Genomic DNA, 13,090 nt, shown 5'->3' with positions numbered 1-13,090 from the left:
ATGCACTAGAAATAATTGTATTTCGTATCATATTTTTTGTATCTTCAACTCGGACACAATATCCATTCCCGCTATCAGTTTGTATTATATAATTTGTAGTTGTCCAATCCTTCTTATCTATCAACTTAACAAATGTCCCTGTAAGGGTTCCGCTATTTACAGTTCTACTGCTACACTCTAGATCATCCGCAGCAAAAGATTTCGCACATAGTAAAAGTGATATAACAGAAGTAATAACAAGTAGATTTATCTGTTTCATTTTTTATCCTATTAAACATTAACCTTTTTATAGTTGTAAAATTTAGCTAATTCTTAGCTTTAATTATCTATTACAATCGTATACCTTCCTTTAATTTTATCGAGTGTGGGACGTAAATCATCGCACGTTGATTCCAGATAATCATCATCACTATTGTCTACATCTATGAAGCTTTCTTTCCCCCCTCTCCTTAATCTATATTTACCATTCACATATTCCCAATCTTGTGACTGTAATGAATAAACTCCCCTTATTTGAGCTAGCCTTGATAAATCTGCTGCAATTCCATTTAATAAACTTTCATCATGTATTGACACATAATCCATCATATTTCTGTACAACCTGGAAACCAAGTTGAAATTAGCCTCACCAATAACAACCGCTGCATTACTCTCAAATCCTGGACCTGGATCATCTGAGCGATCATTTGGCCCAATGAAAAGGTTGCCCGGTAACCACGCATAAAATTGCTCGAATGTACTAAAACCTGGAGTAAATCTATCACTACCACCTCTTATCCATCCACTACCTTGAGCCAAACCTAAATTTGATGCATCAATAATATCGCTACCTAATTGATTACAGTCAATACCGCCACGACTAGCATAAAACCGTAAATTATTTGAGTATACTGTGAGAAAACTACTTATATTACGTAGTCGGTTATTTTCAACAACACGGTTATAGAAGCTTCTTAATAGATTGAATGGGATTATGTGATGACGGGACACAGGAACAGTAAATTCATACCCAGCACCTTGCCATGTTAAGTTTCGATTATAATTCTGAATCGGTGAATAAGGCGTCGAAGGTCTTGCTCCAATAATTAACTCATATGGGCCTGGAGATAATTTATCAGGCTGTGAAAAGCATACGGCGGGAGATAAACACAGTATAAATATAGCTAATTTATGTGTTATCATAATTAAGAACTCCTTAATTAAGGTGATTTCTCTACGACTTCATTAGCAATGAAATTTCAGTTTTTCCATTACTCCAGATACCGTATAAAAACACTTAACCACTAAGCAAACAATCGGAGTAAATTCTTACTTCCATTTCTTAATTAAATATTTTATAAAGAATAATAAATTACATTCATAATATGTATCTCTAAGTTACATTATCTAATTAATATTTGGAAAAACCATATAGGATATGATTGCAACAATCTGGATAAAATCAGATTGAAATAGTGAGGGGTTGTAATATGGTGGGCATGATTCATGTTACCAACAATACGAAATGTGACACGATTGAAGTTGCTATTAATTACTGGAGCACTGATTACGCACGGTTCAGCGTGTCCGACAATTATTTTACTATAATTCCTGGCGGTTCTAGAGATTCTTGGGTTGTCGACGATTGGCGTGGTTATATAATGTCAGTCAGAAGGCTAAAAATCATATATTCATCTGACACTAAGATTATAAATGATTCAATATGACCCTCGTTGGTGACCGTCCAAATGGTCACCGAATTCAATAATAAAACGATTCATTGTCAATAAAATACCGTCCATTACCTACACCGGAACAACCGTGGAATTAGCAAGTAATTTCCGCAAATTCCGCATTTCTCTTCCCTGATTAATCGCGACAGCACCGACTAAGATTTCATTTTCTGTACCAATCAAAATGGCTTTATCTGATTGCAAATCACCTTTGATATGCCATTTTTCAGCCTGCATGTTGCCAACCATTTGGATGTTAATGCCCCACTGATCGGTCCAGAACCACGGCGCACCCGGCTGTGGGGGTTCTAACCCCATCATGGCATGCACGGCGATAGTCGCCTGACGGTTCGCATTTTCCCAGGTTTCACGGCGCTGTAGATCACCTGTCAGCGGTTCTCTCTGAAGGCAAACATCCCCGGCGGCAAAAATATCCGGTTCAGAAGTCTGGCAACGGCTGTCAATGACGATACCGCCATTAGTCACCAAACCAGCATCAGCGGCCAACTGATCCCTGAATTCAGCGCCGATACCATAAATAATAATATCTCCGATCACCTTTTCACCGGTGTTCAATATAAGCACTAATTCACTCCCTTGTTTTTGTGCGGAAACAATGTTGGTATCAAGGAAAAATTGCACCCCTTTTTCCCGATGACGATTCAAAAGATAATCCTGCAATAATGGAGGAGCACAACGTCCCATGATGTTATCCGCCTGTTCGATAACCGTCACGTTTGCTCCCAATTCACAAGAAGTTGCCGCCAGTTCCAGACCAATCACACCACCACCAACAATCAAAATCCGTTTGTCTTTTTTCACTGCCTGGCGTAAACGTTGCGCATCATCCAGCGTCCTCAAGGTATAAATATTTTCACCCAGTTGATCAAGCAGCGGAAATCGTCTGGCTCTTGCCCCCATAGTGAGCAGGAGTTTGTCATACCCGAGCTTGCCGCCATTTTCTAAAACAACACAATGTTTCGATGGAATAATCTGGCTGACCGATTGACCTATGCGCAGATCTATCTGGTTTTTCAGATAAAAATCTTCGGAGAACAGATATTTCGGCGCTTCCTCTGGGTTGATTAAATAGTCTTTTGATAAAATTGGCCGCTCGTAAGGCGCATGATATTCCTTACCAATTAAAATAATATCGCCATCAAACTGTTGCTGCCTTAAGGTTGCGGCGGCCATAGCTCCCGCTTGCCCTGCTCCAACGATAATAAAAGTCTGATTCCGCATATTATGCTCCTCTCTGAGTGACAGGTTGAGCACTGACCATTGCCATCCCTGCTAGCCACTCCTTAATAGGTTGGTAATAATGCCGTTGCGCTTTATATTCGCCATAAACAGAAAGCGCCGCAAAAGCCGCAATCCAACAGCGAATTTCCTGTCCACCTTTCCCGCCCTGAATGGCGATTCCTCCCTCTGTCAACGAAGCAAGACGCTGAATATCGCCACCACAAAAAATACGCAATAACTCGTCATCCCACCGTGGATTCAACGGAGCAACGATATTCTCGCCACGAGCCAACGATTTTCCAACCTCAATGACTCGGCTTTGCCGTTTTTGACGCACTTCTTTTGTCGGATTTCTCCCGGCAATCAACCCTTCTTCAACTTCCGGTGGCACTTGCCCCATCTGTGGTATCGGGGGATCATGTGATAAACCACCAGAACCTAGCAGCAATACCCGCTGATCTGTTGTGAGTAGGAATTGACCCACTGCACGACCTAACGCAACAGCACGACGACATGTCGGCAATGGTTTAGCTGCACAGTTAATAAATATTGGGATAGTTGGATAACGCTGTAAATCCTGACAAAGCAGCATCAATGGTTGAATAAAGCCGTGATCGGCCTGCATACGCCAAGAGTGGGCAACATCAATCCCTGAATCATATAAGGCAGAAATTAAATCCTTCGCGGTGTTTTCAGGAACATTGAGTGGACCTTCACCAATATCCCAATCTCCCACTGCATTCGCTCTTACTCCAACGCAAAATGCCGGCATGAGATCATAAAAAAAACCATTAAAATGGTCTGGAGCGAAAATCACTATCAATTGTGGATCGTAGGCTTTTACCTGTTCAGCCAATTGCTGAAAAACCTGCCGAACATGCTTTTCAGTCGTTTCAGGCGGAGAACCAAAGCCCATCAAAGGCGTGTGCGAAGTACAAATCAATTTAACAGTCATTTGAACTCTCCTTCTTGTTCGGAGACATCACTCCCGCTGTACTTTGGCGAATGCCACGGATACTTAATCCGGCATCAGCCGTTATCATCACTCCCGTTAAAGTGCGGTTATTGGCACGGGAAGCCAGCATGACATACGGACCAGTGAAATCTTTTGGCTGAGGTATGAATTGCAAAGGCAAAATTGCACCGAGACTTTCTAATGACAGGTTATCTGTAATACATCTATCTTGCTGAGATAATGAGGCAGCCCCACGAAGATCACTTGGCATACCACAAGGCGCAACACCATTAACCCTGATAACTGGCGCTAATTCATAAGCTAACTGGCGGATCATGCCGACCGCACCGTGCTTGCTGGCGGTATACAACACCCCACCACCACCAGAAAACCATGACGAGTTTGACAACGTAAAAATCATGCTGCCTTCTGATGCTGTTAGCGCTGGCAACGCGGCTTTAGCCCCTAGAATATACCCTTTCAGGTTAACACCCATCAGCTCATCAAATCCTTTACCAACCTGTTCTGGTGAGGCGTCAAGCAAGCTAATTTTGTGATCCCATATGCCCGCGTTACCAACAAAGCAGTCTAGTTTGCCAAAACGCCTAACAGTTTCAGCCACTGCGCGTTCATTGTCCTCAAAAGAGGCAACATCACCCTGAATAACACAGATATCGTTACCAAAACAGTGTGCCAAAGCGGCCGCTTTTTCTGCCGATAACTCCAAAACACCCACTTTGGCGCCTTCGGCAATAAAACGCTCTACTAAAGCTAAACCTAAACCGGAGCCACCGCCTGTTAATAAAATGACTTGATCTTTGATCCAACTCATTATTGCTCCTCCGATACAGTGATATAAATGTTTCCGTCTTTTACAACAACAGGATAGGTCTTCAATGGATCTGTAGCAGGAAGGCAAAGTGCCTTCCCGGTTCTAAGACAAAAACTGGCCGTATGCAGTGGACACTCAACTGTCGCATTGTCTTCCAAATACCCTTCGGATATAGAGGCATTACCATGACTGCACCGGTCATCAACAGCAAAGAATTCGCCATCATAGTGAAACAGCGCAATATCCGGTGTGTATTCAACCTTACGCGCTTCTCCGTCGGGCAAGTCTTCAACAGTACATACGAATAATTGACTCATCAGAATAAGACACTCAAGTTATGGAAAGTTAAGACTGCCTGATCCAAGGTAATTTCACGTTTGCAAATCAGCCAGCTATCCGTTTTCGGATTACGGCGAACACAATCCAGCCGCTTACCAACATAAAAAGCTTCATCTCGCTCTTTTTGTGAACGGTACAGCAAATAATTGGACTGAACATGAAATTGGTCAGGCAAATCCGTTTCAGTAATCACTAAGTTTGTCAGTAGATGACGTGTACGGGATGGGGGTTCCTCTGCCCATGCCATCCCGGTCTCCAACCGAGCTATCCGGCGTTCAAGCTGAAATTTATTGTCATTGAACAACCAAGTGGTTGGCGGTTGGATACTCTTACGGCGATCGCGGGTTTGGGCATTAACAATGGTACGCATGGTATAGCTGAGATTTTCTGATAACAACTCAAGCCAATCACGAAATCTCCACTCATCCAGTAATGTCATTTCGTAATACAAGAACTGACTTATTTCATAATGCAGTTCCGACGATACCCTTTTTTCCTGATTGACAATTAACTCTTTCATTTGACCAACTCCTGCTGATAAACCCGGCTTTTTTCCTCTATCTCATCCCAGGTTTCACTGGTGAGTAAGTCAGCCCAACGCTGATACATGCCACGGGCAACGGTTTCGGAAAAAATATGATTGGTCACACCCGGAATTCCATCATCCCGCACTTTTTCTCGTCCCAATCTCATTTCCATACACAATGTGCTGTTACGGGCTTTGTAACCTCTAAGTACCTTCTGGATTTCCACCCAATTTTCTGAATCATCCTGTTCGAGAAAACCTGCCGGACCAAATGCACGGGTAGCGCTATTCTCAAAAGCGGCTTTTACCTCTGGAGATGCGGCTTTATCCGCGATGCAGAAAGCCCAAACTTCCACCTGATCGGGTCCGCGTGGATGCCACACCCGCATGGTTGCAGTACCGTTAAGCCAGGAAAGGGTCGGGAAAATATTGTTGTGACCGGCAAGACGCAGTGCCCTGACTTTTCCCAGCCGCTGCTCTGCCTCGGCATAGGTTTCACGGTAGTAACGGGCAACGGTACCATCAACCCAAACGTTAGCATCGGGTTTTTCGGTCAAGAAAAATCCACAACCGTGACCATTCTGAGCAAATTGCACGGCATCTTTTGCCGTTTCCCAAACTGGCCGAGAAGTCTGACCAGCACCTAATGCTCTGTTACTGTCACCCTCTTTTACACCTAAAACCTGTACGGCGGAGGCGTGGCTGAATAAAGCATGGTATTGATCGCCGGCAAACTGTTCAGCGGGTAATTTCCAGTTACAATTGATCACCCACTTTTGCACACCGCCAATAACTTCTGTTCCTCCTTCACGGCGATCAAGCACACCATCAAGATACCAAGCCATATCACCGAGATAATCAATCAGCGAGGGTGCGGTCGTATCCCAGTTACCAAAAATCAATCCCTTATAACTTTCCACACACGGCACTTCCTGAAGTCCCCATTGCTCTTTACAAAGCCCATGGGGATAGGCACACGCTTCCAACGGGACGTCGATTAATTGCCCATCCACACCATATGACCAACCATGATAAGGGCAAGTAAATGCACGGGTATTACCGCTATCCGCGTAACAAACCCGCATGGAACGATGGCGACATTGATTTAGGAAAGCTTTAACGGAACCATTTTTCTGGCGGACAACAACAACACTGTCCTCTCCCATATAAGTATTGAAAAAATCACCTGGATTGGGGATTTGGCTCTGATGAGCTAGAAACAGCCAACAACGGCCAAATATTCTTTCGAGTTCCAATTGATAGAGCTCGGGATCGATATAAATCTGAGGAGTTACACGACCGGCACGGGCATCAATCAGGCGGTAGATATCTGAATTTTTGCTCAATGTCATATTATTTAATCCTCAAGTAAAAGAAATGTTGACTTTTTGCCAACATGCAAAATGAATGCTATTAATAGATTAATATTTTGTGAAATACATTGTTTGTTTAAATTAAGACTTTTTTTCGATATGTGAGGAAACGGCAATGGAATTAAGACACTTACGCTATTTTATTGCAGTGGCAGAAGAATTAAACTTTACTAAGGCCGCAAAAAGATTGCACACCGCACAACCTTCGTTAAGTCAACAAATAAAAGATTTAGAAGATTATATTGGTTCCACACTATTAGAGAGAAATAAACGCAGAGTCTCTCTAACCAAAGCCGGAGAAGTTTTTTTCCAACAAGCCAGGCTTATTCTTGACAATGCAGAGAAAGCAAAAAAAATGGCACGCAAAGCGGCACAAGAACAAATTGTGCTCACTATTGGATTTGTCCCATCAGCAGAAGTTAAAGTATTACCTGAAGTCATCCCAGTATTTCGCTTGGTTCATCCTGTGGCAAAAGTAGAACTTATTAGTTTATTTAATCCAGGACAAGAAGAGAAATTATTACAAGGTGACATTGATGTCGCTTTCATGCGTCCGCCGATAAAGAGTGATTATATTGATTTTAAAGTCATTCTTAATGAACCGCTGGTGGTTCTGATGCCGGCTAATCACAGGCTAAGATATTGTGAGAAAATTTCAGTCAACGACCTACACGGAGAAAATTTTATTACGCCTGATCCAACACAATCTGGCGTATTACAACAGATTATAGAAAATTATTTTACTGAACATAATGTCGTACCTAATGTTATTCAAACAGCTAATAATATGCTATTAATTTTAAACATGGTTAGTCTAAATTTAGGGTGTGCAATAGTACCATTCTATATTACCAGAATCATGACAGATGCTGTTATTTGTCGGCCATTATCGGGATATTCTCCCACAATAGAGTTAATAATGGCATGGCGAAAAGACAACACATCAGAATTATTATCGCACTTAATAGATGTTGTTGAAAATAAATATCTGCAAGAATAGAAATAAGCATCATCGTTTTTGCCTTTCAGACTAGACATATTAAGTATTAGTGAATATTACCCGTTGTCGTTATATTAATAACGTATTAATTTAAAATAAATAAGGGAGATATCATGATGTCAATATCAGCGAATCCTCAACATAAGCCTATACAGCCCGAATTACGTTCGCTTTGGTCTGCCATTGCCAGCGGTGAAATCCATCTACATCATCTCAATGTAAAAGGGATAAAAACTCGTGTTCTTGAAGCGGGGAACGGACCTACTCTGATTTTCTTACATGGTATTGCAGGTCATTTAGAAGCTTATATGCGCAATATTCTGCCCCATGCTGCCCATTTTCGTGTACTGGCAATTGATATGCTGGGGCATGGCTTCACGGATAAACCTGTCCGTTCCTATGAGATTATCGATTATGTGGAACACCTACGGGATCTTATTGAGACATTAAATCTGAAGAAAATTCACCTTTCTGGCGAATCGTTAGGCGGATGGGTTGCAGCCCGGTTTGCGGCAAAATATCCGCAATATATTCACCGTCTGGTGTTGAACACAGCCGGTGGCATGATTGCTGATCCAAATGTGATGGAACGCCTGCGCACACTGAGCCTAAATGCAGTGAAAAACCCAGATCGGGAAGCTACCCGCAAGCGTCTTGAATTCCTGATGGAAGATCCTGCAATGGTGACAGAAGACTTGGTTGAAGCCCGTTTTGCCATTTATCGTCAGCCGGGTATGTTGTCCGCAATGGAAAACATTATGTGCCTGCAAGATATGGATACCCGCCTGCGTAACCTTTTAACCGAAGATGAGCTGGCAAAGATCCAGGCTGAAACCCTGGTGCTATGGACCACACACGATCCGACTGCTGCGGTTTCAGTCGGTCAGCGTCTTGCCGGGCTTATCAAAAATAGCCGTTTTGCCGTGATGGAAAAATGCGGTCACTGGCCTCAATATGAAGACCCGGACACATTCAACCGGCTCCATATCGATTTTTTACTCAACGGCAACAAATAATGTCCCTTTCAGACGAGTGATATTCCAGTTGGAATGTCACTTCTGTGGTTTGATCAGGAGCAACAGATGAATAACGTCATAACCCATCTTGGTGAAAAATTGTTTCAATCATGGCAGAGTCATCAAGCCATCGATCCTATCTCTAATGAATATCCAGAACTAACATTACACGACGCCTATCTCATCCAGCAAAAAGTTATCGCTTGCCGGTTGGAAACAACTGGAGCGCGAATTGTTGGTAAAAAAATTGGTATCACTAGTCAAACAGTTATGGATATATTGGGCGTCGATCAACCCGATTTTGGCATTCTCACCTCAGATATGCATTACAAAAACAATGCCACTGTACCCATTGAGCAATTAATTGCACCGAAAGCGGAAGGCGAAATTGGTTTTATCCTGAAACACACTCTGTGTGGACCCGGTATTACAGCAGGAGATGTACTCAGAGCCACGGATTATGTCGTGCCCTGTATCGAAATTGTCGATTCCCGGATCCGTGACTGGAAAATAAAAATCACAGATACTGTTGCTGATAATGCCTCATCAGGATTATTTGTCATTGGCGATGGTGCCCGTCTGCCATCAGAAATTGATTTAGCTGCCGTTACAATAACGCTAGAGAAAAACGGTAAACGGGTTGACACTGGCATTGGTGCCGCTGCATTAGGGCATCCAGCTAACGCAGTTGCCTGGCTAGCGAATATGCTAGGAACACTGAATATGGCGTTACTCAGTGGAGAGATCATTCTCTCTGGCTCCCTCACCACAATGGTGCCCGTTAATACTGGTGATCAATTGAAAGTTAACTTACTCGGGGTGGGATCTGCCAAGGTAAGTTTTGCCTGAAAAATTAGCCTTATAGCCTTAGTTTCTAAATAGGAGTCATAAAAAGCCCCCACCAAAGTTATTGGCAACAAAGTTACTGGCAACTTAGTGGCAGGGGCGTAAATGGCTTATTATCATTTCAAGCTAAAGACAATAATTTCATAAGCTTCGTGGTAATACACGCCTCCCGAAGGAAAGCCTCTGCATTGCCCGCTCTCTGAACAAATAGTAGCCATAAGGGCTGTCCAGGAGATTATAGACGGAAGGTTTTCCCTGCTTACCTATGGTTTTGTATGGCTGATTGCCTCACCGGTCAGACTTAAATGCTGTGCTGAGCCACTTATCTAACCTAGCAATACTAATTGAGAGAGCGGCTAAATTACAGTTGCTTGCTATACCCGCTGGCGAAATTCAGAATATGGATATGCACCTTGCACAAGAAGCACATGACTGGATAGCTCGCCCAATTCGCCATATTGCTGCTTTTAACTATTATGTTCGTCGTTTTCAGCGACAGCATTCATCATGTCTTGAGTAGTACTTTGAGTGCTGTGTCTCTGAAACCGATACGGCACTCAATCAACCCTGCAAGAGCAAGAGCGTTTTTTTCTTTTTTTCGATTACATACGATCTGTAATGAAAATGGTAATCCCTGACTATTTAATCCTGTTGGAATGGAGACCCCGCATAAGTCAGCAAAGTTTACGAAACGGGTGAAGTCATTGGGGGGTTGATGTTCATCTTTTTCAGCTATAGGCCAAGAAGGTTCTGGAGTTGTAGGAATTACTAACGCATCCACATTCTGAAACCAATTCGAAAATATCTTCCGTACGTGACGACAGAATATCAATGCTTCCGAATACTCTTTCTCCTTTATCTCTTTGCCACGTTCTAATCTTACTTTAATTGTATCGCTGAGGGAGTTCTGTGAATTACACAAATATCCATAATTCTGCCAAGCCTCAAACGCAGTAATTATAGAATTAGCTTTCATGCACTGCGATAAAGGATATGGGAAAGGTTTCTTTTGAGTTACCATACCCATTTGAGAAAAAACTTCCAGCAATGACGCATAATGCAAACCTGTTTCCTTATCTAAAATATGTTCTTCTTCTGACGGTAATATGCCAATATTCAGATTATTAATGCATGAATGATACGCTAAATTTGGACTCAACTGATTATAGACAATGAATATATCAGATGCATGTCTGGCAATAATTCCCACAGTATCCATCGTCTGGCTTAATGGGAGCATACCTGATGATGACAAATTGCCCATAGATGGTCGAAACCCACTTACACCACACCAAGCGGCAGGTATACGTGCAGATCCACCTGTGTCGGTTACAAGAGCAATCGGTGTCAGACCGGCTGCCACTGCTACAGCGGAACCGTTGCTTGAGCCGCCTGGAGCAACTTTCTGTGATTGTCCCCAAGGGTTGAGTGGCGTCGGGCTATTTTCCATGATGCCTGCTGCTCCCATACCGAGCTCTACTGCTCTGTGTTTTCCTGTCAGAATCATTCCCTGTTTCAAGAGGGTAGCTACCACTGGTGCCGTAACATATGCTTTTTGACTAAAACAGTTTGTGCCTCCTCCAGTGACCTTACCTTTTAGATCAAAAAAATCCTTAACTGCAAAAGGAATACCATGGAGAGGGCCACGCCAATTTCCTAATCGTATTTCCTGTTCGGCATATTTTGCTGCGGTGCGCGCATCAGCTTCATAGACTTCTGAAAAGGCGTGTAGATTATGGTCGTAGCATAAAATACGCTTCATGTACTCATCTAAAATCTCAACAGGTGATATCACGCCGTTCCGTATTCTTTCTCCTAATTCATTAATTGAAAGACTGATAATTTCATCCATCATTTATCTGCCTTCAGTGTTATGGAACTGTGATATTCATCAATGTCATTCTTTACAAAAAGAAAATTGATAATCAAGATGGACAGTGTGGCTATGATAATAGTAATAACCGCGTACTTCATGTTTAAAATAAAGAGTTTTTCACTATTTACCATTTGCCCAAAAACTGCCACGGCAAAAGCGGAACCTATCTGACCAGTTGCACGGGAAACTCCTGAAGCAACGCCTGTGTACTGTTTCGGAGTACTTTGCATAAACAAAGATGTTGACATTGGCGATCCCAATCCTCCACCAAAACCAATCAATACAAGTGGAGCAAAAAGATAAACATAGTCATTGTTAAACTGTGTAACCAGTAATCCACTGAAACCAACCAATCTTATCATGGCCCCAACAATCATCATGTGGCTCATCTGGTAACGGCGTGCAAACCATCCAGAGACCTTATTTCCCAATATGACACTGATTGAGAGCGGTAACAGGGCCATACCCGTTTGTGTTGCACTCAGGTGCTGAATATCCTGAAACCAAAAGGTCAGAATAAACATAGCACCAAAAAAGGAAAAAGCACCAGAAAAGAAAATCCATGAAATAGCGCTAAAATTTGGCCGCCTGAATAGCTCCAATGGAAGCATAGGAGCTTTACTTCTTTTTTCTACCACTATGAATGCAATCATAATGATTAAAGACAAGCACAACAAGATAACTGAGTTCAAATTGATTTGAGTGGTGTCATTCAACCGGATGACACCAGCAATAAATAGGAATATTGTCAGGAAAAGAAGTAGCTGTCCTTTTATATCCATGGTTAAACTTTTATGTTCATGCTCTGGAGGCTGCACCCTAAATGCCAGAAAGATGCCTGCCAAGCAGAGCGGTACATTTACCAGGAAAATCGATCTCCATGACAGATATTCGGTCAGCCAACCTCCTATGACAGGCCCCGCCACCAGAGCAATACCTCCCCAGCTTGCCCAGCTAGCAATGGCACGGGTTCTTTCTGTTTTGTCTGTATAGGTATGAGTGATCAAAGCGAGCGAACCTGGTACGAGTATGGCGGCGGAAATCCCCTGAAGTACGCGACCGGTTAATAAAATAGCTGCTTCACTGCTAATACCACACAAAGCGGAGGCAAGAGTGAATAATCCAAGCCCTGTAATGTAAACACTTTTTGAACCATAACGATCACAAAGAACTCCCCCTGACAGTAACAAACTTGCAAATAAAACCAAGTAGGCATTTACAACCCACTGTAACGTTGTTACACCAAGTGAAAGGCTCTCTTTAATAGTCGGTAAAGCTACATTAACTATGGACGAATCCAGAATGACGAGTATGTAACTTATATTAGCTGCGAGCAAAACATTACGCCTGTTACGCTTCATGTTGTCCATAAA

Annotated in this window: 12 protein-coding genes; 3 read left to right on the top strand and 9 right to left on the bottom strand. The window is 42.6% G+C overall.

What is annotated here, in order from left to right:
• Positions 1–318: 318 nt before the first annotated feature.
• The 7 genes from D3222_RS03210 to hcaE form a co-directional block, all read right to left on the bottom strand.
• Positions 319–1,182 (bottom strand): hypothetical protein, encoded by an 864-nt coding sequence (locus D3222_RS03210; protein WP_118984830.1) that lies wholly within the window; start codon positions 1,180–1,182, stop codon positions 319–321.
• Positions 1,183–1,784: 602 nt separating this feature from the next.
• Positions 1,785–2,954 (bottom strand): phenylpropionate dioxygenase ferredoxin reductase subunit, encoded by a 1,170-nt coding sequence (gene hcaD / locus D3222_RS03200; RefSeq protein ID WP_118984828.1) that lies wholly within the window; start codon positions 2,952–2,954, stop codon positions 1,785–1,787.
• 1 nt (position 2,955) lies between these two features.
• Positions 2,956–3,909, bottom strand: coding sequence for a 3-carboxyethylcatechol 2,3-dioxygenase (locus D3222_RS03195; RefSeq protein WP_118984827.1), 954 nt, complete (start codon positions 3,907–3,909; stop codon positions 2,956–2,958).
• A complete protein-coding gene (gene hcaB, locus D3222_RS03190; protein ID WP_118984826.1) occupies positions 3,899–4,741 on the bottom strand; it encodes a 3-phenylpropionate-dihydrodiol/cinnamic acid-dihydrodiol dehydrogenase in 843 nt (280 codons plus the stop codon). Before hcaB ends, D3222_RS03195 begins: the two co-directional genes overlap by 11 nt.
• Positions 4,741–5,058 (bottom strand): 3-phenylpropionate/cinnamic acid dioxygenase ferredoxin subunit, encoded by a 318-nt coding sequence (hcaC, locus tag D3222_RS03185; protein ID WP_118984825.1) that lies wholly within the window; start codon positions 5,056–5,058, stop codon positions 4,741–4,743. The genes hcaB and hcaC overlap by 1 nt, the downstream gene beginning before the upstream one ends.
• Positions 5,058–5,600: a 3-phenylpropionate/cinnamic acid dioxygenase subunit beta gene (gene hcaF / locus D3222_RS03180; RefSeq protein WP_118984824.1), complete on the bottom strand. Its 543-nt coding sequence runs from the start codon at positions 5,598–5,600 to the stop codon at positions 5,058–5,060. The genes hcaC and hcaF overlap by 1 nt, the downstream gene beginning before the upstream one ends.
• Positions 5,597–6,958: a 3-phenylpropionate/cinnamic acid dioxygenase subunit alpha gene (hcaE, locus tag D3222_RS03175; protein ID WP_118984823.1), complete on the bottom strand. Its 1,362-nt coding sequence runs from the start codon at positions 6,956–6,958 to the stop codon at positions 5,597–5,599. Before hcaE ends, hcaF begins: the two co-directional genes overlap by 4 nt.
• Before the next feature lie 136 nt (positions 6,959–7,094).
• Between hcaE and hcaR the strand changes: the two genes are divergently transcribed.
• The 3 genes from hcaR to D3222_RS03160 all read left to right on the top strand — a co-directional run bounded on the left by hcaR (position 7,095) and on the right by D3222_RS03160 (position 9,844).
• A complete protein-coding gene (gene hcaR, locus D3222_RS03170) occupies positions 7,095–7,979 on the top strand; it encodes a DNA-binding transcriptional regulator HcaR (protein ID WP_118984822.1) in 885 nt (294 codons plus the stop codon).
• Positions 7,980–8,092: 113 nt separating this feature from the next.
• Positions 8,093–8,995, top strand: coding sequence for an alpha/beta fold hydrolase (locus tag D3222_RS03165; protein WP_232832378.1), 903 nt, complete (start codon positions 8,093–8,095; stop codon positions 8,993–8,995).
• Between the two features lie 66 nt (positions 8,996–9,061).
• Positions 9,062–9,844, top strand: coding sequence for a fumarylacetoacetate hydrolase family protein (locus D3222_RS03160; RefSeq protein ID WP_118984821.1), 783 nt, complete (start codon positions 9,062–9,064; stop codon positions 9,842–9,844).
• Positions 9,845–10,346: 502 nt separating this feature from the next.
• Here the strand turns inward: D3222_RS03160 and D3222_RS03155 are convergent.
• Together D3222_RS03155 and D3222_RS03150 are read right to left on the bottom strand one after the other, a co-directional pair.
• Positions 10,347–11,696, bottom strand: coding sequence for an amidase (locus D3222_RS03155; RefSeq protein ID WP_118984820.1), 1,350 nt, complete (start codon positions 11,694–11,696; stop codon positions 10,347–10,349).
• Positions 11,693–13,087, bottom strand: coding sequence for an MFS transporter (locus tag D3222_RS03150; RefSeq protein WP_157975280.1), 1,395 nt, complete (start codon positions 13,085–13,087; stop codon positions 11,693–11,695). Before D3222_RS03150 ends, D3222_RS03155 begins: the two co-directional genes overlap by 4 nt.
• Positions 13,088–13,090: the final 3 nt, after the last annotated feature.

The organism is Photorhabdus sp. CRCIA-P01, assembly GCF_003545805.1.
GTDB lineage: Bacteria > Pseudomonadota > Gammaproteobacteria > Enterobacterales > Enterobacteriaceae > Photorhabdus > Photorhabdus antumapuensis.
The sequence above is the reverse complement of the archived record's forward strand: the minus strand, read 5'-3'. Positions and strand labels throughout refer to the sequence as shown.

Excerpts from the sequence above, each read along its gene's own strand:
- D3222_RS03210 (WP_118984830.1), bottom strand. The coding sequence starts at position 1,182 with ATGATAACACATAAATTAGCTATATTTATACTGTGTTTATCTCCCGCC.
- hcaD (WP_118984828.1), bottom strand. The coding sequence starts at position 2,954 with ATGCGGAATCAGACTTTTATTATCGTTGGAGCAGGGCAAGCGGGAGCT.
- D3222_RS03195 (WP_118984827.1), bottom strand. The coding sequence starts at position 3,909 with ATGACTGTTAAATTGATTTGTACTTCGCACACGCCTTTGATGGGCTTT.
- hcaB (WP_118984826.1), bottom strand. The coding sequence starts at position 4,741 with ATGAGTTGGATCAAAGATCAAGTCATTTTATTAACAGGCGGTGGCTCC.
- hcaC (WP_118984825.1), bottom strand. The coding sequence starts at position 5,058 with ATGAGTCAATTATTCGTATGTACTGTTGAAGACTTGCCCGACGGAGAA.
- hcaF (WP_118984824.1), bottom strand. The coding sequence starts at position 5,600 with ATGAAAGAGTTAATTGTCAATCAGGAAAAAAGGGTATCGTCGGAACTG.
- hcaE (WP_118984823.1), bottom strand. The coding sequence starts at position 6,958 with ATGACATTGAGCAAAAATTCAGATATCTACCGCCTGATTGATGCCCGT.
- hcaR (WP_118984822.1), top strand. The coding sequence starts at position 7,095 with ATGGAATTAAGACACTTACGCTATTTTATTGCAGTGGCAGAAGAATTA.
- D3222_RS03165 (WP_232832378.1), top strand. The coding sequence starts at position 8,093 with ATGATGTCAATATCAGCGAATCCTCAACATAAGCCTATACAGCCCGAA.
- D3222_RS03160 (WP_118984821.1), top strand. The coding sequence starts at position 9,062 with ATGAATAACGTCATAACCCATCTTGGTGAAAAATTGTTTCAATCATGG.
- D3222_RS03155 (WP_118984820.1), bottom strand. The coding sequence starts at position 11,696 with ATGATGGATGAAATTATCAGTCTTTCAATTAATGAATTAGGAGAAAGA.
- D3222_RS03150 (WP_157975280.1), bottom strand. The coding sequence starts at position 13,087 with ATGGACAACATGAAGCGTAACAGGCGTAATGTTTTGCTCGCAGCTAAT.